The sequence below is a fragment of the Faecalimonas sp. genome (assembly GCA_029264305.1).
Classification (GTDB): domain Bacteria; phylum Bacillota; class Clostridia; order Lachnospirales; family Lachnospiraceae; genus Faecalimonas.
Window position 1 is genome coordinate 56901 of sequence record JARICA010000018.1, and the last position, 20523, is coordinate 77423.

General features: G+C 30.9%; 27 protein-coding genes. 9 read left to right on the forward strand and 18 right to left on the reverse strand.

Annotated elements, in window-relative coordinates:
* Positions 1–6: 6 nt before the first annotated feature.
* From ACY2U7_RS05795 to ACY2U7_RS05825, 7 genes are all read left to right on the forward strand, one after another.
* Entirely contained in the window at positions 7–1386 is a 1380-nt protein-coding gene (locus tag ACY2U7_RS05795; protein ID WP_461816046.1) for a biotin/lipoyl attachment domain-containing protein, read from the forward strand.
* 10 nt (positions 1387–1396) lie between these two features.
* Positions 1397–2092: a YggS family pyridoxal phosphate-dependent enzyme gene (locus tag ACY2U7_RS05800; RefSeq protein ID WP_461812757.1), complete on the forward strand. Its 696-nt coding sequence runs from the start codon at positions 1397–1399 to the stop codon at positions 2090–2092.
* A gap of 23 nt (positions 2093–2115) precedes the next feature.
* Complete coding sequence (locus ACY2U7_RS05805; protein WP_461812758.1) at positions 2116–2652, forward strand: cell division protein SepF; 537 nt, start codon at positions 2116–2118, stop codon at positions 2650–2652.
* 10 nt (positions 2653–2662) lie between these two features.
* On the forward strand, positions 2663–3418 hold the full coding sequence (locus tag ACY2U7_RS05810) for a YlmH family RNA-binding protein (RefSeq protein WP_461816047.1): 756 nt from the start codon (positions 2663–2665) through the stop codon (positions 3416–3418).
* Positions 3419–3433: 15 nt separating this feature from the next.
* Positions 3434–3961 (forward strand): signal peptidase II, encoded by a 528-nt coding sequence (lspA, locus tag ACY2U7_RS05815; RefSeq protein ID WP_461812760.1) that lies wholly within the window; start codon positions 3434–3436, stop codon positions 3959–3961.
* A 1-nt stretch (position 3962) separates the two neighbouring features.
* A complete protein-coding gene (locus ACY2U7_RS05820) occupies positions 3963–4886 on the forward strand; it encodes an RluA family pseudouridine synthase (RefSeq protein ID WP_461812761.1) in 924 nt (307 codons plus the stop codon).
* Positions 4887–4984: 98 nt separating this feature from the next.
* Entirely contained in the window at positions 4985–5629 is a 645-nt protein-coding gene (locus tag ACY2U7_RS05825; protein ID WP_461812762.1) for a cytidylate kinase-like family protein, read from the forward strand.
* A gap of 77 nt (positions 5630–5706) precedes the next feature.
* Here ACY2U7_RS05825 and ACY2U7_RS05830 read toward each other — a convergent pair whose 3' ends face one another.
* A complete protein-coding gene (locus tag ACY2U7_RS05830; protein ID WP_461812763.1) occupies positions 5707–6441 on the reverse strand; it encodes a tRNA lysidine(34) synthetase in 735 nt (244 codons plus the stop codon).
* Between the two features lie 129 nt (positions 6442–6570).
* Here ACY2U7_RS05830 and dtd point away from each other — a divergent pair, with 129 nt between their 5' ends.
* Positions 6571–7017: a D-aminoacyl-tRNA deacylase gene (gene dtd, locus ACY2U7_RS05835; RefSeq protein ID WP_461812764.1), complete on the forward strand. Its 447-nt coding sequence runs from the start codon at positions 6571–6573 to the stop codon at positions 7015–7017.
* Positions 7018–7096: 79 nt separating this feature from the next.
* Here the strand turns inward: dtd and ACY2U7_RS05840 are convergent, their stop codons facing one another.
* Positions 7097–8158, reverse strand: a complete 1062-nt coding sequence (locus ACY2U7_RS05840; RefSeq protein ID WP_461816048.1) for a tyrosine-type recombinase/integrase — start codon at positions 8156–8158, stop codon at positions 7097–7099.
* A gap of 218 nt (positions 8159–8376) precedes the next feature.
* Entirely contained in the window at positions 8377–8742 is a 366-nt protein-coding gene (locus ACY2U7_RS05845; protein ID WP_461812766.1) for a LysM peptidoglycan-binding domain-containing protein, read from the reverse strand.
* A gap of 176 nt (positions 8743–8918) precedes the next feature.
* On the opposite strand from ACY2U7_RS05845, the gene lexA reads away from it, so the two are divergent.
* On the forward strand, positions 8919–9536 hold the full coding sequence (lexA, locus tag ACY2U7_RS05850; protein WP_461812767.1) for a transcriptional repressor LexA: 618 nt from the start codon (positions 8919–8921) through the stop codon (positions 9534–9536).
* A gap of 177 nt (positions 9537–9713) precedes the next feature.
* Here the strand turns inward: lexA and rsfS are convergent, their stop codons facing one another.
* From rsfS to ACY2U7_RS05925, 15 genes are all read right to left on the reverse strand, one after another.
* Positions 9714–10067 (reverse strand): ribosome silencing factor, encoded by a 354-nt coding sequence (gene rsfS / locus ACY2U7_RS05855; protein WP_461812768.1) that lies wholly within the window; start codon positions 10065–10067, stop codon positions 9714–9716.
* Positions 10067–10651 carry a bis(5'-nucleosyl)-tetraphosphatase (symmetrical) YqeK gene (yqeK, locus tag ACY2U7_RS05860; protein WP_461812769.1) on the reverse strand — a complete coding sequence of 195 codons (585 nt, stop codon included), beginning with the start codon at positions 10649–10651 and terminating at the stop codon, positions 10067–10069. The genes rsfS and yqeK overlap by 1 nt, the downstream gene beginning before the upstream one ends.
* Positions 10652–11251: a nicotinate-nucleotide adenylyltransferase gene (nadD, locus tag ACY2U7_RS05865; RefSeq protein WP_461812770.1), complete on the reverse strand. Its 600-nt coding sequence runs from the start codon at positions 11249–11251 to the stop codon at positions 10652–10654. It abuts the gene before it with no gap.
* A 23-nt stretch (positions 11252–11274) separates the two neighbouring features.
* Complete coding sequence (gene yhbY / locus ACY2U7_RS05870; protein WP_461812771.1) at positions 11275–11568, reverse strand: ribosome assembly RNA-binding protein YhbY; 294 nt, start codon at positions 11566–11568, stop codon at positions 11275–11277.
* 17 nt (positions 11569–11585) lie between these two features.
* Positions 11586–12869, reverse strand: a complete 1284-nt coding sequence (gene obgE / locus ACY2U7_RS05875; protein WP_461812772.1) for a GTPase ObgE — start codon at positions 12867–12869, stop codon at positions 11586–11588.
* An 81-nt stretch (positions 12870–12950) separates the two neighbouring features.
* Positions 12951–13235, reverse strand: coding sequence for a 50S ribosomal protein L27 (gene rpmA, locus ACY2U7_RS05880; RefSeq protein WP_459640438.1), 285 nt, complete (start codon positions 13233–13235; stop codon positions 12951–12953).
* A 3-nt stretch (positions 13236–13238) separates the two neighbouring features.
* A complete protein-coding gene (locus tag ACY2U7_RS05885; protein ID WP_461812773.1) occupies positions 13239–13571 on the reverse strand; it encodes a ribosomal-processing cysteine protease Prp in 333 nt (110 codons plus the stop codon).
* Between the two features lie 19 nt (positions 13572–13590).
* Positions 13591–13899 carry a 50S ribosomal protein L21 gene (rplU, locus tag ACY2U7_RS05890; protein WP_461816049.1) on the reverse strand — a complete coding sequence of 103 codons (309 nt, stop codon included), beginning with the start codon at positions 13897–13899 and terminating at the stop codon, positions 13591–13593.
* Positions 13900–14012: 113 nt separating this feature from the next.
* A complete protein-coding gene (locus ACY2U7_RS05895; protein ID WP_461812774.1) occupies positions 14013–14426 on the reverse strand; it encodes a CBS domain-containing protein in 414 nt (137 codons plus the stop codon).
* 11 nt (positions 14427–14437) lie between these two features.
* On the reverse strand, positions 14438–15043 hold the full coding sequence (locus ACY2U7_RS05900) for an HAD-IA family hydrolase (RefSeq protein ID WP_461812775.1): 606 nt from the start codon (positions 15041–15043) through the stop codon (positions 14438–14440).
* Positions 15044–15045: 2 nt separating this feature from the next.
* Positions 15046–15537, reverse strand: a complete 492-nt coding sequence (gene ybaK, locus ACY2U7_RS05905; RefSeq protein ID WP_461816050.1) for a Cys-tRNA(Pro) deacylase — start codon at positions 15535–15537, stop codon at positions 15046–15048.
* A complete protein-coding gene (locus ACY2U7_RS05910) occupies positions 15518–16696 on the reverse strand; it encodes a ribonuclease E/G (RefSeq protein WP_461812777.1) in 1179 nt (392 codons plus the stop codon). The genes ybaK and ACY2U7_RS05910 overlap by 20 nt, the downstream gene beginning before the upstream one ends.
* Positions 16686–17393: a TIGR03936 family radical SAM-associated protein gene (locus ACY2U7_RS05915; protein ID WP_461812778.1), complete on the reverse strand. Its 708-nt coding sequence runs from the start codon at positions 17391–17393 to the stop codon at positions 16686–16688. The genes ACY2U7_RS05910 and ACY2U7_RS05915 overlap by 11 nt, the downstream gene beginning before the upstream one ends.
* Positions 17377–19242 (reverse strand): TIGR03960 family B12-binding radical SAM protein, encoded by a 1866-nt coding sequence (locus tag ACY2U7_RS05920; RefSeq protein WP_461816051.1) that lies wholly within the window; start codon positions 19240–19242, stop codon positions 17377–17379. Before ACY2U7_RS05920 ends, ACY2U7_RS05915 begins: the two co-directional genes overlap by 17 nt.
* Positions 19243–19578: 336 nt before the next feature.
* Positions 19579–20463, reverse strand: coding sequence for a LysR family transcriptional regulator (locus ACY2U7_RS05925; RefSeq protein ID WP_461812783.1), 885 nt, complete (start codon positions 20461–20463; stop codon positions 19579–19581).
* Positions 20464–20523 lie beyond the last annotated feature (60 nt).

Sequence of the window (20523 nt, forward strand, 5' to 3'; positions counted from 1 at the left end):
TTTGATTTGTCAGAGAATAAAAAAGTAATCGTTTATCGAAAAAAATGGAAAATGAATGTTGGTATCATATTATTTGGGACTTTATTTATTTATCTAATTATTTTAATTATCTCTTACGCAACAAGGAATCACGTTGATTCATATGAGGTGCATATGGGGAGAATTTTAAATGATGAAAACTATACTGGAATGGCTATACGAGAGGAAAAAATAGTTTTGTCCGATAAAGATGGCTATATAAAATATTCCTCCACAGAAAATAGGAAAATTAAAAAAGGAGAAAAAATATGTGCTATGTCTTCTGAAAAGTTTGTCAACCAAACTACCGGAAATTTTGCGAAAGAAAAAGCAATAAAAAGTTTGACAGAAGAACAACAAAATTCTCTTAGTCTTACCGTGCAATCATTTACAAATAATTTTTCGGATTCAAATTTTTCAGAAGTATATTCTTTTAAGGAGACAATCAAAAATACATTATCTGATTTTTCTTCTGATGAAAATGATTTTTTTAATAAAATATCAAATAGCACGCCGGAAGATTTCCTATTAAAAAGCGAAGATGATGGGGTTATTGTATATAATACAGATGGATATGAATCATTTACGGAAGAGCAAATTAGGAGATCTAATTTTGATAGACAAAAATATTATGTGAAAGAATTGAATGATAACATGAAAATTTCTTCTGGAGAACCAATATGTAAGTTAATTACTTCAGAGAATTGGTCGGTAGCCATTCCTATTACAGAAAGAACAGCTAAAGAATTAAAAGATAGAACAATGATTACTGTTCGATTTTTAAAGGATGATGAAAAGATGGTGGGAAATCTTTTTGTAAAAAAACAGGAAAATCAATATATGGCCTACATCCATTTTTCTAGTGGAATGATACGTTATGCAAATGAACGTTTTCTTGATTTGGAATTAATTTTTACAGATTATAGCGGGTTGAAAATTCCTAAATCTGCTATTGTTGAAAAGCCTTTTTTTGTAATACCAACAGAATATATTGTAAAAGGTGGGAACAGTAATGAAACAGGCGTATTAAAAAAATCATCCAAAAATAAAAATACAGTAGAATTTGTTCCATTGGATGTTTATTCTGAAAAAGATCAGTTATCATATGTTGATTTGTCGGAATTAAATAAGGGAGATATTATTATTAAACCTGATTCCAATATGACACATATAATCGGAGAAACAAAAAAATTATCTGGTGTTTATCAGATTAATAAGGGATACGCTATATTCAAACAAGTAGAAATTCTTTGTGAACGTAAAGAGTTTTATATTGTTCAAGCAAAAAATGAATTTGGTTTATCAAATTATGACCATATTGCTTTATATGGGAAAAAAATAAAAGAAAATGACATTATTGTGCAGTAGGAGTGATCAAATGTTAAAAGATAATTTAAATTATGTTATGAAAAAAGTTTGTGAAAGTTGCCATAAAAAATCTTTAAATGTGGATGATATAACTGTAATTGCTGTAAGTAAAACAAAACCAATAGAAATGATAGAGGAATTATATAATAACGGATGCAGAGATTTTGGTGAAAATAAAGTGCAGGAACTTCTAGATAAATATGAGGTATTGCCAAAGGATATCCACTGGCATATGATTGGCCATTTGCAGACAAATAAAGTAAAATACATTGTAGATAAAGTAGCATTAATTCATTCTGTAGATTCATTACGCTTAGCTGAAACTATTGAAAGAGAAGCAGCGAAAAAAGATTGTATTGTTAATATTTTAATTGAAGTAAATATGGCAAAGGAGGAAAGTAAATTTGGTGTCTATCCTGAAAATTTAGAGAAACTTTTAAGAGAAATCCATACTTTATCTCATATTCGTGTAAAAGGATTAATGACTGTTGCACCAAATGTAAAAAATCCAGAAGAAAATCGAGAAATTTTCACTAAAATGAAGAATTTATCTGTTGACATTGCAGAGAAAAACATTGATAATATTACTATGAGCATTCTTTCCATGGGAATGAGCAATGACTATGCTATAGCGATAGAAGAAGGAGCAAATGTAATCCGTGTAGGAACTTCTATCTTTGGGGCTAGAAATTACAATATAGAATAAAAATATAAGGAGAATATACAGTAATGGGTGTTTTGGACAAATTTTTGAATATTATGAAATTAGATGATGGAGAAGAAGACGATTTCTTAGGAGAAGAGGATTTTGAGGAATACGAAGAAAAGCCAAAAAAATCTTTTTTTAGAAGAGATAAAGAAGAAGTTGAAGATTTTGATTTACAAGAAGAAAGTAAAGAAAAATCAGCCTCTCTTTCTAATCATAGCAACAATAAGGTAACACCAATGCGTCAGCCAAACGGAAAAAGAGCTGCAAGTATGGAAGTGTGTGTGATTAAGCCGACGGCAGTAGATGATGCGCGAGAAATCACAGAAACATTATTAAGTGGACGAACAGTTATTTTAAATTTAGAAGGAATTGATTTAGAAGTTGCGCAACGTATTATTGATTTCACTTCAGGTGCTACATATGCTATTAGAGGAAATTTGCAGAAAATTTCCAACTATATTTTCTTAGTTACACCTACAAATGTAGAAATTTCTGGAGATTTACAAGATTTATTAAATACATCTTTTGACGTACCATCTATTCGAACAAGATTTTAGGAATAATGTTATGCAGAAAGAAGAGATTGTATTACAGAAAAGACTGATAGAATTATCAAGGATATCTTATCAAAGAGGAATTGCTACGTATTCAGATTTTTTAAATCTCAATGAGTTGAATATTTTACATACAACATCATCAAATCTGTTTTTTACAAAGTACGAAACAGATGGAGGATATTGTGGTTCAGAGCGTCAGATGGTTGCTTTTCTACCTGATGCTCTTTATTATACACCTTTTTATCCGATAAAAGTCTTAAAAATATCTCCTTTACATAAAAAGTTTGCTGAAGAACTTTCTCATAGGGATTATTTAGGGGCTATATTAAATTTAGGGATTGAACGTTGTAAATTAGGAGATATTTTACTTATTGATGGAAATGCATATGCTTTTATACATGAATCCTTGGCTGATTTTATTTGTCAAAATTTAACAAGAATACGTCATACTTCTGTATATGTCGAAATAGAAGACGAACAGACTTTTTCGTATACGCCTAATATTGAGGAAATCAAAGGAACTGTTGCATCAATTCGATTAGATAGTATTCTTTCCCTTGCTTTTTCAATATCAAGAAATAAACTTGTTCCTCTCATTGAAACAGGACTTGTTTTTGTGAATGGAAAGCTTATTACTACAAATAGCTATAATATTAAAGAAAATGATATTATTTCGGTTAGAAAAAAGGGGAGAGTTCAATATAAGGGAATTCTTTCACAGACGAAAAAAGGACGTTATTATGTACTTTTGCATAAATATGTATAATAGAAGGAGATTGACATGAAAAAGGAAAAAATAAAATGTTATATATGTAGTATTTTAATGGTAATACTATGTATTTTTTTTGATCAATATACAAAATTTTTAGCTGTAGAACATTTAAAAGGCAAAAAAAGTTTTATAGTGATTAAGGATATTTTTGAACTTAACTATTTAGAAAATAGAGGAGCTGCCTTTGGGATGTTGCAAAATCAAAGAACCTTTTTTGTTTTCAGTTTTATTTTGATTATAGCCGCAGTATTATATTTATATATAAAATTACCAGTGAGCAAAAGGTTTTTACCACTACACATTTGTGGGATTTTGATTGTTTCCGGTGCAATTGGAAATATGATTGATAGACTACGTTTAGGATATGTTATCGATTTTTTTTATTTTAAATTAATTGATTTTCCTATTTTTAATGTTGCTGATATTTTCGTTGTGGTAAGCGTAATTCTTCTTGCTATACTCATTTTGTTTGTTTATAAAGATAAAGAAATTAATGATATTTTTAGTTTTAAAGTAAATGGAAGAGGATTGAAGTAGTATGAAAGAAGAACAATTTACTATACAAGAAAATGATACTGGGACAAGAATTGATGTATTTCTTTCTAAAAAACTAGATAATATTTCACGGTCATATATTCAAAAATTAATTAAAGACAACGATATTACCGTAAATGGTGTAACCGTTAAAGCAAACTATAAAGTTAATATGAATGATATAATAAAGGTAAGTATTCCTGAATTAGCAGAACCAGATATTCTTCCGGAAAAAATCCCGTTAGATATTCTATATGAGGATAAAGATATTCTTATTGTAAATAAACCAAAAGGAATGGTTGTACATCCTTGTCCAGGACATTACTCAGGAACACTGGTAAATGCTCTTATGAATTATTGCAAAGAGGATTTATCTGGTATTAATGGAGTAATGAGACCAGGAATTGTACATCGTATAGATATGGATACGACAGGCTCTCTTTTAGTTTGTAAAAATGATTTTGCACATCAAAAACTTGCTGAAGATTTGAAAATACATAATATCAAACGGATCTATCATGCAATTGTGCATGGTATCATAAAAGAAGATGAAGGAATAATAGACGCGCCAATCGGAAGACATTCTGTTGATCGAAAAAAGATGAGTATTAATTACAAAAATGGAAAAGATGCAATTACGCATTATAAAGTTTTAAAAAGATTTTCAAATTATACTTATATAGAATGTCAACTAGAAACAGGACGAACACATCAAATTCGTGTACATATGGCAAGTATACATCATGCACTTGTGGGTGATACAGTTTATGGTCCTGCAAAATCCGCATTTCATTTACAAGGGCAAACATTACACGCAAAAATATTGGGAATTCATCATCCAAGAACAAACGAATATTTAGAGATAGATGCACCATTACCAACATATTTTATTGATTTATTAGATAAATTAGATAAAATGTCAAGATGATTTTTCAGAATATATATACTTCTTAAAGAAAATGTTGTATAATATTTATTAATAGTATTTACAATGTATTTATAATTTGCATAAGGAGTGTGACTGTTATGAAAAAAACAAATACGATTATTACTATCGGACGGCAGTTTGGAAGTGGTGGACGTGAAATCGGAAAATTGTTAGCAGATGAATTACATATTGATTTTTATGATAAAGAAATGTTAGCAATTGCTGCGAAGGAAAGTGGAATTTGCGAAGAACTTTTTGAAACCCATGACGAAAAACCAACAAATAGTTTCTTATATTCTCTTGTTATGGATACATACGCTATGGGATATTCTCCAAATACTTTAGTAGATATGCCGCTTAATCATAAAATTTTTCTTGCACAATTTGATGCTATTAAGAAAATTGCAAATCAAGGACCATGTGTATTAGTAGGAAGATGTGCGGACTATGCTTTGGAATCCTATGAAAACAGAACAAGTGTGTTTATTCATGCCGATTTAAACAACCGAATCAAACGCATTGCACGTATTTATAATTTAACAGATACAAAAGCAAAAGATCTAATTTTAAAAACAGATAAGAAACGTGCAAGTTACTATAATTATTATAGTAATAAGAAATGGGCTGCAGCAAATAGTTACGATTTGTGTTTAGATAGTTCAAAACTAGGAATAAACGGAACAGTAAATGCAATATTATCTTATATAGAAGTGAAAGATAGCATTAACGAAATAAATTTTTAAAGTAATAAATAAAATCCCCTTTTCTTTTTGCTAAGCAATTAGGTATATATCAAATAGAAAAGGGGATTCTTACTTTGTTATCTAGTATGTATTATACGTTCTGGCCACCCGGAAATCTTTCCATTTAAAATGGCAGTAAACATTCTCTCTTTGGTTCCTTTATGTTCAGTATTTAGTTGTTTTACTAAGTCTTTTGCATATTGCCTTTTTGTATGTCCATCTACAGAACATTTATTTTTCACTACAGGCAAATTATATTTGTTTTTGAATCCAATTACATCTACTTCATCAACAAACATCATCGGACGAATAACAGTTAAATCCATACGATCTAAATAAGTTTTTGGAGAAAAAGAATGGAATCTTCCTTCAAAAATCAATGAAAGAAGCATGGTTTCGATAATATCATCTTTATGATGTGCATATGCGACTTTATTGCAGCCCATTTCTTTTACAGCTTCATTTAAAGCACCTTTTCTCATTTTTGCACAAAGAGAACATGGATTGGATTCTTTTCGTTCTTCAAAAAGAATACGACCAATATCTGTTTTTACAATTTTATAAGGCACTTCCAATTCTTTACATAAATTTTCCACAGGAGTCAAATCAAAATCGCTATATCCTAAATCGACAGTAATAGCACTTAATTCAAATTTTTTAGGATAAAATCGTTTGAGACCATGAAGCGCATAGAGAAGAGTAAGACTGTCCTTACCTCCAGAAATTCCTACCGCAATATGGTCACCTTCTTGAATCATATCGTATTCATCTATCGCTTTGCGCGTATAACTTAATAATTGTTGTAATTTCATTTTAAATATTCCTTTCTTGTTTTAATAATATTAAAAACGTCTTGCTTATAGTATCTTATTTTGACTTGAAATACAAGTAGGTAAAGTGATATGATAGTTCTAATTGATGAAAATTAGGAGGAAATACAAATGAAATTTGTTATTCAAAGAGTTACAGAAGCTTCTGTTTCTGTAGAAGGAGAAGTAATTGGAAAAATAGGGAAAGGTTTTCTTGTTTTAATTGGGATTGGACAATCAGATACAAAAGAAATTGCAGATAAGTTAGTGAAGAAATTAGTTGGTCTACGTATATTCGAAGATGAAAATGGAAAAACTAATCTTGCCTTAAAAGATGTAGAAGGAGAACTGCTTTTGATTTCACAATTTACTTTATACGCAAATTGTAAAAAGGGATATCGACCAAGTTTTACTGAAGCAGAAGTACCAGATAAGGCGAATATTCTTTATGAATATATTATAGAAGAATGTAAAAAAGTAATCCCGATTGTACAAAAAGGAGAGTTTGGAGCTGATATGAAGGTTTCTCTTGTAAATGACGGACCTTTTACAATTGTTTTGGACTCTGAACAATTATAATATATAAAAATATCCTCTTTACTAGCAAAACAATAAGGAGGATATTTTTACAAAATAGACTTGTTTCATATGGAATATTTTATGGCTCTCGAAGTTTCACCGCACTAGCAGCTTGTCTACGTCTTGCATCGTCTATAGCAGCATAATGTTTTTTTGTAGTGTTAACATCTCTATGTCCCAAAACGTCCGCCACTAGATAAATATCTCCTGTTTCTTTATAAAGCGTTGTTCCATATGTGCTTCTTAATTTGTGTGGGGTAATTTTTTTATTAGGAGTAACTTCGCGAGCATATTTTTTGACCATATTCTCGACTGCTTGTACACCCATTCTTTTTCTCTGTGCAGATAGAAACAATGCATTTTCATGTTGAGGAAGAGGAGTAATTATATTTCTAGTTGTTTCTAAGTAAGTAGTAAGCGATTTTTCTACTTCAGATCCAAAATAAACAACCATTTCATTTCCACCTTTTCGCATAACTTTAATTCCATTATTTTTAAAATCAATATCTGAAATATCAAGTCCTACACATTCTGATACACGTATTCCTGTGCCTAGTAGAAGAGTAAGAATAGCGAGATCACGGGTTTTATTTTTTTCATAATAGACCTTTTTTTGTCCTGTTAAATGTGAACCACAATTCTCTACATATTCAAGTAAAAGAGCAACTTCATCAGTGTCTAATCGAACAATGGCCTTATCGTGAATTTTTGGCATGTCCACAAACAATGATGGATTTTTTTCGATCATTTGATGCTTGTAATAATAATTATAAAAACTTCTTAATGCAGACATTTTACGGGCAAGTCCTTTTTCAGCATTGGTAATTTGTTTATCGACATTTTGATAGACTTTTAAATATTCTTGATATTCTTCAATATCTACAGGGGAAATCCGTTCTAAATCAGAAACATTGAAATCTGTCATTTTATATGATTTATAAGTAGGGTTATTTTCAAGTAGAAATTTAAAGAAAATACGAATATCATAAGCATAAGAAATTCTAGTTTTAATTGAAGTTGTTGGTTCGATTGCACGAAAATAATCTTTTACAAAGGTAGGCATTGTATTCAATACATCACGCAAACGCAATGTGTTATCTATATACATAAGTTCATGATAAGTTTTAGATTCTTTTGACATAAAGTATGAGTTCCTTTCAAATATGTTAATTTTTTCGTATTTATATATATTGTAGCATAATCAGAAAGAAAAGTATACATCTATTTGAAAAATCGGTATTTGTCGTATAGATGTATATGTGTAAGAATCATACTTAATATTTATATTTGTGCATAAAAACACCTATGGTCTTCTGTCTATTTTAAGAAAAACCATAGGTGTTTTTTTAATCAATATTACTATTCTTTAAATGATATATCATAATAAGCAACTAATATATGTTTACTTTCTTGAAGATTATCTGAAGTTAAACCATTAATTTGTTTTATTTCTTCAATGTATTCTTGTGGAGAATCGTATTCCTCTGTCATATACTTTTGAGCAATTCCCCATAAAGTATCTCCTGATTTAATTTCTATGCTCTTATAATATTTAAATCCAACAGGATCTTCTTCTAAATTGCCATGTGCATTAGCAAGAACTCCACCATAATAGATCGTGCATGCTAAAATAACTAATAAAACTGGTAAAACAAAAAAAGTCTTAAATTTTTTTGTTACATGAATCCGCCTTTTTTTCCTCTGTTTGTAATTGTTCTTTAACATAATTCTCCTCCTTGTAATATACGAATAGAATAACGAACGTTTGTTCTTATGCTTATATATTACACTACGAACAAGTGTTTGTCAATCGAAAACCGAACATATTTTCTAAACATTTGTTTGCTATTTTTTGATTTCTATGATAAAATAGAAAAAAGATTAAATATTTGGAGGATTATATGTCATACGGGAAAATTAGTCAAAAACAATCAGAAATTTTAGAATATATAAAATCAGAAATTTTGAAAAGAGGATATCCACCAGCTGTGCGTGAAATTTGTGAAGCTGTAAATTTGAAATCTACATCTTCTGTCCACTCTCATTTAGAAACGTTAGAAAAAAATGGATATATTCGCCGTGATCCTACCAAGCCTCGAGCAATAGAAATTATCGATGAAATGTTTAATTTAACACGAAGAGAACTCGTGCAAGTACCTATGATTGGGCATGTGGCTGCAGGAGAGCCTTTGCTTGCACAAGAAAATATTGAGGATTACTTCCCTATTCCCGCAGAGTTTATGTCCAATAATCCAGCATATATGTTGAAAGTAAAAGGCGAAAGCATGATTAATGCTGGTATTTTAGATGGGGATTATGTTTTAGTAGAAAAATGCAGTACTGCATCTAACGGACAAATGATTGTAGCATTGATTGATGATGGCGCAACAGTAAAAACATTTTATCAAGAAAAAGATGCGTTTCGCCTTCAACCAGAAAATGATACGATGTCTCCAATTATTGTACAGGATTTAACTATATTAGGAAAAGTTATTGGTGTATTTCGTATGATGAAATAGGCTACCTCCTACTATTTTTGAGATGATTTCAGAATTAGAATTTCTTTCTTGAATACAAAGTTATATTTAATTATAAAAATGTACCGACTTCCAAATTGCCAGAGTTTAAGTCTGACTTTTAGGAAGTCGGTACATTTTTACTTTCATAGAAAGAAGATATTTACTTTAGAAGAACTTCTATAAATTATCAATATTTTCTATTAGTTTTCCATCTCTCCAGATGCGTTCTAAATCATAGAATAGACGATTATCTTCATCGAACACATGAATAATAATATCACCGAAATCAAGTAGTACCCAATTTCCAAGTCCATATCCTTCTCGTTGTTTTAATTCATATCCAGATTTTTCTAACTTCTCTTCGACATTTTCTACAAGCGCGTTCACTTGACTTTGATTTGTTCCACTAGCTATAACAAAGTAATCAGCTAAAGTAGAGATGCCAGTAATATCAATTAGTTTAATATCTTCTCCTTTTTTCTCTTCTAATGCTGTATAAGCTATACGAGCCATATTTTTTGATTGTTCCACTACTCTTCCCCCTTTTCTAGTTTCTGTTTATAAAATTCGTACGTTTTTCTAGTTGTATCATCTATAACCGCATTCATACTTGTCAAGTATTGCAAAACACTTTCTGATATCATTAATATAGTTTGATCAATATTTTCAAATGCTAATTTACGTATAGATGGCAAATTTGCTATATATTTTCTTCTAGGTTCTATATAATCTGCAATATAAATAATTTTTTCTAAAAGGCTCATAGATGGACGCCCGGTAGTATGCCATGATATGGCATTTAAAATATCATCATCAGTCACTTCATAAATATCCTTTGCCAAATAGGCACCTAATTTAGAGTGAATTAAACTTGGATTGCTTTCTTCACTTTTTGTTAAAGAAATATTGTATTTTTTACATAAAGCCATTTGTTCATTTAATGGAATACATTTCGCACAATCGTGAAGCAATCCAGCAAGCATTGCTTTATTTAACTCTACATCATATTTCATTGCTAGTGCTCCAGCAGTATACATTACACCTAGTGTATGTTGAAAGCGTGTTTCAGTTAATATTTTTTCCAATATTTTCTCAATATCATTTAATGATTTCATTTATTTACCCTCATATAATTGGTGAGTTTTAATATAATTCAGTACTTTTTTGGGAACAAGAGCATCTATAGATTCTCCCTTTTCGCATTTTTTGCGAATATCAGTGGAAGATATATTAATAAGAGGCATTTTTAATAATTTGATTTTCGCATCGTATTTTTCTGTTAAATAGGAAATCTGTGTATTCATTTCATTCATCTCTTTATCTTCTCTACAGGCAGCAAGTATAATACATGCTTGAAAAACTCTTGCAGGTTCTTTCCAAAATTCAATTGTAAAAAGTGAATCCGCACCAATAATAAAATAGAACGTATTTTCAGGATATATTTCTTGTAATTTTTCCAATGTTTCATAAGAATAGGAATGGTGTTTTTCTTCCATTTCAAATGTACTTAAGAAAAATTTATTATTATCTTCGATTGCTAATTTAACCATATCTAAGCGGAAATCTATATTGATTTCTTCTGATTTATGAGGTGGATTTCCGTTAGGCATAAACCAAACTTCATCTAATTGAAAATTATCATAAGCATATGCACCAAGCATAAGATGTCCATTGTGTATTGGATCAAATGTACCACCTACAATACCAATTTTCATATTATAACCTCTCTTAAAAATTATTATTTAGGTAATTCAATTTTCTTTTTATCATCTTTACCTTCTTTGTACAAAACAATTTTTTTCCCGATAACTTGTACCACTTGCGAATGAGTACGCTCTGCAATAATAGCTGCTAATTCTTTTGGATCATCTGCACAGTTTTTTAAAACACTGATTTTAATTAATTCTCGTGCAGTTAAAGCTTCTCCAATGGCTTCTGTAAGAGCAGGTGTCATACTTGATTTTCCTATTTGAAAAATTGGGTCCATTGTCATTGCAAGACTTTTTAAATAAGCTCTTTGCTTTGTTGTCATTGTTATTCTCCTTACTTTTATTTATAATAATCAAATTGTAATCCGTACATACGTACAGTATCACCTTCTTGAATACCAGCATTCTCAAGTTCATCCAAAATACCTGTATCTTTAAGGAATTTTTGGAAGAAGGCAAAACCTTTCTCAGAATCTAAGTTAGTATATCCAAGCATTTTTTCGATTTTTGGTCCTTCAACAACATACATGTCATCTTCTTTCTCGACAGTATATGGTAAATCGATATGGATTAATTCTTCTTCTGGGAAGTATTCCTGCTCGAATACAATTGTTTTTTGATCTAAAGTTTTCAACTGCTCACTGACATAATAAAGCAATTCTCGAATTCCTTCTCCTGATACACCAGAAATGGCAAACACTTTAATTCCTTGTGGTTCAAATTCTTTTCGAATTTTTTCTACTGGATCTTCATCTTCTGTATAAATTGCATCAATTTTATTTGCCGCAATTACTTGTGGACGTTTAGCAATTTCTTCGTTATATGCTTTTAACTCTGCATTAATTTTATAAATATCATCAATCGGATCTCTTCCTTCTGTAGAAGCTGCATCCACAACATGAATCATCATTTTAGTACGTTCAATATGTCGTAAGAATTCATGTCCAAGACCAACCCCAGAAGAAGCACCTTCAATAAGTCCTGGTATATCTGCAATAACAAATCCATCTGCACCATCGATATCTACAACACCTAAATTAGGATTAATTGTTGTAAAATGATAGTTAGCAATTTTAGGATTCGCATTAGTTACTCTAGATAACAGAGTAGATTTTCCGACATTTGGGAAACCAATAAGTCCTACATCAGCAATTACTTTTAATTCTAATTTAACCCAAAGTTCTTGGGCAGGTTGCCCAGGTTGTGCGTATTTTGGAATTTGCATTGTAGATGTTGCAAAATGTTGATTTCCAAGACCACCCTTTCCGCCTTTTAAAACAATTTGGCGTCTGTTATCTCCAGACATATCAGCAATAATTTTATCTGATTCAGCTTCCTTGATAATAGTCCCTTCAGGTACCTTTAAAATAATATCTTCCGCATTTTTTCCGTGACAACGTCTCTTTCCACCTTGTTCACCATCTTTTGCAACATATTTTCTTCTATGACGATAATCAGCAAGTGTATTAAGTCCTTCGTCTATTTCAAAAATGACATCTCCACCACGTCCACCGTCTCCGCCATCAGGTCCACCGTTTGGAACATAAAGTTCTCTTCGAAAACTCACATGTCCATCGCCGCCTTTTCCTGAGCGTATATAGATTTTCGCTCTATCTGCAAACATATATTTTATTTCCTTTCTGTATAGTGTATATATCAAAACAAGGCTCCAAACCTAAAGATTTGAAGCCCATGTTATTCATTATTATTCAGCTACTGGATAGATAGAAACTTGTTTCTTATCTCTTCCTTTTCTTTCGAATCTTACAACACCATCAACTAAAGCGAATAATGTATCATCTCCACCACGTCCTACATTAAGACCTGGATGAATTTTAGTTCCACGTTGTCTGTAAAGAATATTTCCAGCTTTTACAAATTGTCCGTCAGCTCTTTTCGCACCTAATCTTTTTGATTCAGAATCTCTACCGTTCTTTGTAGAACCAACTCCTTTTTTATGAGCGAAAAATTGAAGGTTTAATTTCATCATGGCTTACACCTCCTCAAATGTTAAATCAATATACTCTTCGTAACTTTCGTCACTTGCCATTTCTCGTAAACCTAAAACCATGGCTTTTAATAGTAATGTTGCTTCTTTTCCAGGTCTGCCTTCTATCTTATAATCAATATATCCCAACTCTTCGTCTGATACTAAAGAAGTTTTTGCTTCAGTAAACTTGTCAATAGAATTGATTGTATTAATTACAAGAACTGAAACAGCAGCACAAACAATATCTTGTCCGTGTTCACTATAACCTGCATGACCTAGTGATTTAAAACCAACATACTCATGCTTTTCATTTTTATAAATTGATACCTTAATCATTTATGACACCAATTTAAAATTAAGCGTTAATTTTTTCAATTTTAACAGCTGTGTACTGCTGTCTGTGTCCGTTTTTCTTATGGTATCCAGTTTTTCTTTTATACTTGTAAACGACAACTTTTTTAGCTTTTCCATCACCAATTACTGATGCTGTAACTGTAGCTCCTGCTACTGTTGGGTTTCCAACTTTTAATTCAGAATCGCTTACTGCAAGTACTTGGTCAAATGTAAAAGTTTCTCCAGCTTCTACACCAAGTTTTTCTACTTTAATGATATCGCCTTCGGCTACTTTGTACTGTTTACCACCTGTTGCTATAATTGCGTACATATGGCACCTCCTATTTATCATTACTCGCCAACTTCGGTGTTCAATTATGAAACTTATAACCTCGTTGTGCGGCATACCGTTGTATTATAGCATCCGTTTCGCTATGTGTCAACCTATTTTTCGGTTTTTGCAATTTTATTGTAACAATATCCAATAATATCTTTTCGAGTAATAATTCCAATAAAATTACCTTGGTCATCTACCACTGGAACAAAGTTCTGATCCATAGCTTTCTCGACTAAATCTTCTATTGCAGCATTTATATTTACCGCTTGATAATCGATTCTTCTATCTATTTCTGTTATTGGAATTAATTCAGCCTCTTTCAAATTTAGATTGTACTTATTTTTTATTCCCCAAAGTAAATCTCCCTCAGTAATACTTCCAACGTATTTTCCATCTTTATCTATCATAGGGATAGAAGAATATTTATGATATTCCATTTTTTCAATAGCTTGACGCAATGTATCTTCTTTATGTATGAATGCAATTTCACTTTTTGGTTTTAAAAAAAATAATATATTCATGTTATATCCTCTTATTTTACTTCAGCTAGTTCCCCTTTTAAAATTTTATCAACAGTTTCTTGTGTAAATATGATTCCATGTATACCTACTTCTTCTGCAGCTCTAATATTTTCTTCGCGATCATCAAAAAATATTGCTTCTTCAGGGCAAATATTGTAGCGTTCTAACAAACGCATATAAATAGTTTTATCTGGTTTAATACATTTTTCACGAAAAGAGAACACACCACCATCAAATGCATCTAAAAAACATAATTTTTCTTTCGTTTTTTCATATAAATACTCTGAGTAATTGGAAAGAAAGAAAATTTGATAACCTTTTTCTTCAAAATATTCCACTAACTCTAGCGTATATGAGAAAATATATGCGCATTCACCAAGATTACTATATACTTTTCGAATCTCAGTTTCATATGACGGGGCATTTTCAATAAAAAGTGACAACCATTCTTCCGGAGTTGCCCCCTCATCACCTGTTTCCCAATCTTTATTTAAAAACATAGCATTTGCAATTATATGGTATACTTTTTCATCAAAAGAAAATGACTTCAAATAAGATTGCCAATCATATTCAACAAGAACTTTACCTAAATCAAAAATCACAGTTGTTTTTTCCATCTTTAAACCTCCGCATGAAAGATTATATCAAAAAATTCTGCATGAACAATTTTAGATAAATCAATAGGAGAAAGTTTTAGTTGCAAGCCTAGTTTTCCTCCACTCACAATTATTTGCGAAAAATTAAGAGCTGTTTGATCTATGATTGTAGGGAATTGTTTTTTCATTCCAATGGAGGTGCATCCTCCACGTACATAACCTGTCAGTTGAGTTAAATCTTTCAAGGGAAGCATTTCCAATGATTTTTCTCCCACAGATTTCGCAGCCTTTTTAAAATCAATTTCTTTTTCAATTGGAAGAACAAATACATAATGCATTTTACTTTTTCCAGTTGTAACAATTGTTTTATAAACGAGTTCATGCGGAAGATTAAGTTTATCAGCAATATGACTTCCGTCCACAAATTCATCACATTCATAGGTCATTGTTTCAAATGAAATTTTATGTCGTTCTAATATACGAACTGCATTTGTTTTAACCTCTTTTTTCGCCATAAGAATCCCCCTTTATGCTTTCGGACAATGGTTTTCGGACTTTTTTTCTAGTAATTTCAACTAATTGTAATTTTGTAACATCTACAAGAACGGTTTGGATTGGATCTTTTCTTAAATACCCATTAAAGTAATTTAATAATTCCTCCCATTTTTCTTTATTATCCAAATTGATAAAATCAATTAATATAATTCCGGATAAATTTCGCAACCGAATTTGTTTTGCCACTTCTTTTGCAGCTTCCATATTAATTTTCATATAAGCAATATCATCTTTTTTCTTGCCAATATGTTTTCCGGTATTTACGTCAATAACCGTTAACGCTTCTGTAGGTTGTATAACAAGGTATGCACCTGATTTCATCCAAACTCGTTCTTTCAATCCGTTTTGTATAACAGTTTCAATACTATATAACTTTGAAAGCGAAAGTTGTTTATCTTGGTAGAATTGTAATTTTTTCAAATCTTCAGGCTGTTTTTCTTGCAAAAAAGAATAAACATGATGATAAATTTCCCTATCTTCAATTAATATATCAGATAGTCCTTCCTGATATATATTTTTTAAATCTGAAATATATGGTTTCTCACTTTCTTTTAAACACGAGAAACAAACACGTGTAGGTGAAATTTGAATAAGATGTTCATATTCTTTAATTAATTTCTGTATTTCTTCTCTAATGTCATTTTCCGTCGCCTCTTTTGCGTTAGTTCGCAAAATAAAACCATATTCTTTAGAACGATACTCTTCCATAAACATTTTTAATTCGTCTCGTTTTTCTTTATCAATTTTTGAAGAAAAACTAATACGGTTATCCCCTACTGTTAACACACTATATTTTCCAGTAAAACTAATTCTTCTGGTAACAGCTGGTTGTTTTGTTTTTATGGCTTCCCTGCTGATTTGCACAACAAATTCTTCACCGACATAAATAGGTTTATTACCACGTTCAGTCATATCATAATAACATTCAATTCCTTTATCTATTTCAATAAAAGCGGCTTGAATATTAGAAACAATTTTTTTCACTTTTCCAATATAAATATTTCCGAGTCGATATTTTTCATTCGTATCACTTATATGTAATTCGACTATCTCATCATTTTCTATAACCGAAGTAATTATATTTCCTTCTTGCTTTGTTATTATTAATTTACGCTTCAATTTTCGTTCCCAAACTTTCTAGAGAAACGAATTCTCTATTTTCTTCAAAACCAACATCAGCATATACTTCTAAGCGATGGTGCGAAAATGTAAGCGAAGAAAAATCTTCTCCTAAATATCGTGTAAATGCTTCCATGACAAGTCCTGGTTTTAAATTTTCCACGCTTCCTGTTGCTAAAAGCGTATAAATAGAGTTGTCTCTCACTTCAAATTTATAAATCATCGGTTTGATATTGACTTCTTTTTCACTTTTTTTTGTCTTTTTGGTAATTAGAATTTCATCTTGCATAATGAAATCCTTTGCTTTGTTTTTCCAATCAATCGGAAATTCTCCTTTTTTTACAGAAGAAATATAATCAGCTGCTGCAACAATTGCCATTCCTGTCTTTTTCTTATCTTCAGAAATTTCCACAAAACTTATAACTTCCATACCTTCAACCATAACATCATTTAAACGTTTCACTGCTAAATCAGAATCAATCATTTCTGTTAGTTCAATATCAAAATATTCACCATCACTTGTTAGCCCAACCCCGAGAGGATTGGCAAAAGACATAATCATATGAGGACTATATCCTCCTGAAAAAGCAATTGGAATGTCCGCTCTTCGCATTGCTTTCTGAAAATATCTCATAATATCTAGATGTCCAATAAATTTCATTACTCCATATTTTTTAAATTTAATTCTTACCTTCAATACAGACACCTCCTCCATAAATTGCAGCACCACAACCAGAACAACCCATACGACAATTTGGTGTTACTTTTTCTTCGATTGAACGGGTCCATTCGCGCATTAAGAATTTCTTTGTCACACCGATATCAATGAAATCCCATGGGAAGATTTCATCTAATTCACGTTTTCGCAAATTATAAAATCCAATATCAACACCTGTATGTTCAAAAGCTTGCATCCACAAATCATTTTGAAAATATTCAGACCAAGAATCATATAGACATCCAAGATTATACGCTTCTAGAAGGACTTTCCCAACTTTTCTATCACCACGTGCAAACACACCTTCCAATACAGTGACATCAGCCTCATGCCAATTGTATTTTAAACTTTTTTTGTTTAATTGAGCTTTCATTTCATTATTAACGACATGTGCTTTTTCAATATATTCTTCGCTTGTACACATGGTTGCCCATTGAAATGGAGTGAAAGGTTTCGGTACAAAGAAAGATGTACTTGCAACAATTTGACATTTTCCATTTCGGTTTTCTTTTGGCACCTCATAGTAACGTTTAGCAACTTTTTCTGCTAAATGAGCAATCTCTTTCATATCTTCTTCTGTTTCGGTAGGAAGACCAAGCATAAAATATAATTTCACTCTAGACCAGCCACCTTCAAATGCCTGTCCAGCTCCTTCTAGAATAATTTCTTCTGTAAGTCCTTTATTGATAACATCACGCAATCTTTGTGACCCTGCTTCAGGTGCAAAAGTAAGGCTACTTTTTCTAATATCCTGTACTTTTCCCATAACGTCTAAAGAAAATGCATCTATGCGTAATGAAGGAAGAGAAATATTGATTCCTTTCCCTTTAAATTCTTCAATTAAAAAAGTTACAAGTCCTTCTAACTCTGTGTAATCACTTGAACTTAAAGAACTCAAAGAAATTTCTTCATGCCCTGTATTTTTAAGCATTTTATAAGCATAATCTTTTAACTTTTCTAAATTTTTTTCTCTTGTCGGTCGATAAATCATTCCCGCTTGACAAAATCTACAACCACGAATACAACCACGCATAATTTCTAAAACGACTCTATCTTGTGTTACTTTAATAAAAGGAACAACTGGTTTCTCTGGGTAAGAACTTTCACTTATGTTTAAAACCATCTGTTTATGAATTTTTTCTTTCGCATGTATATTATTTGGCGTAAAGGATAATATAGTACCATCTTCTTTGTATTCTACATCATAAAAAGCTGGAACATACAATCCATCAATCTCTGCTGCCATTTCTAAAAATGTTTGTCTTGAACCTCCATTTTTCTTATTTTCTTTATATGCATTAAATAATTCATTATAAACCGTTTCACCTTCTCCAATATAGAAAATATCAAAGAAATCAGCCAATGGTTCCGGATTATATGTACAAGGGCCACCACCAATTACAATTGGATCCTCTTCCTCTCTCTCTTTTGCAAAAAGAGGAATTTGACTTAAATCTAATACTTGTAAAATGTTCGTATAACACATTTCGTATTGAATTGTAATTCCTAAAAAATCAAAATCTTTGATAGCATCTTGAGATTCTAATGCAAAAAGAGGAAGATGTTCCTCTCTCATAATTTTATCCAAATCCACCCAAGGTGAATATACACGTTCACACCAAACATCTTCACGGCGATTGAACATATCATAAAGGATTTGAATTCCTAAATGTGACATACCAATTTCATATACATCCGGAAAGCACATAGCGAAACGGATATCCACCTCATTCTTGTCTTTCATTACTGAGTTGACCTCATTGCCGATATAGCGAGCCGGCTTATCAATTTTTAGTAATATTTCATCATTTAAAGCTAGTTTTCTCATGAAAACCTCCTGTTTATCTTTATAATTTGTAAAAAGCGTTCTATTTTTAGAATAATACAACGCTCATTATTATTTTCAAATATCTTATACTACAAAATATCATTTTAGATGATATTACAATTTATCAAAATAGTCAAATCATAGTACAAGCCAATACAGAAAATAATAGTTATTTCAATCATGATTACTGCTGCCCTATTAGAAATATTTATCTGCATAATTGAGAATAAAATCACATACACACTCCCTGTACATAATCCAATTATATTCTCCCTTTTCTTTGTATATTTTAACATAGTTTTTTTCTTATATCATATAAACATTTCAGAGAAAACTTTATGCATGGAAATTTTCTACTAATTCAATAAATTTTCGCATTTGCTTCGTAATCCATTTGTTTTTGTGATAAAATAATTGACTATACATTTTTACACTAGGCAAATTTGTCTTTATTTCTGAAAGTACACGTTTCTCGAGTTCCTTCTGTACGGTGAATTTTGGCAAAAAAGAAACTCCCATTCCTCTTTTTACTAAATTAATAATTGTTTCTGTATTCCCTATTTCCAAAATGGGATTAATTTCTAAATCTTTCTCTGAAAGAAGTCTTTCTAATTCGTACTGATATGCAGCACCGCGTTCTGTTAAAATAAAAGGTTTTTGCATTAGCTGTTGGATAGGAATTCCGGCATAATAACCGTTTGCTTTATCTTCTAAGGTAACAAATACAATTTCTTCTTCTGTGATAACCGCTCGATTCCACTCCTTTCCTATTATTTTTTTATCCAAAGTATAAATAAAATCTATCTCATTGCTTTTAGCCATTTCCATTAATTCGTCTGTAGCACCAGATTTAATTGTTACTTGTACATTTGGGCAAATTTGGTAAAATTTTAAAAGCAAATCTGGAAGAAGTGCAGTACAAATAGATTCTACGCCACCGATGCGAAGTGTTCCTTCTAAAACATTATTTTGACGAGCAAAATATTTTGCATTATCTGTTACACGCATAATGTCATTAGCATAAGATACAAATTCTTGCCCTTTTTCAGTTAAATGCACTCTTTTTCCAATGCGTTCAAAGAGTTGAATCTGTAATTCTTTTTCTAGTTGTTGGATCTGAACAGTTACAGCAGATTGAGAGTAGCCCAATTGCTCTGCTGCTTTAGAAAAATTTTGTGTTCCGGCCACTTTTAAAAAGGTATTGATATTTCGTAATTCCATATATACTCCTATATTAAAAAAAATCATATATATTATAAAATATATAAATTTTACATATAT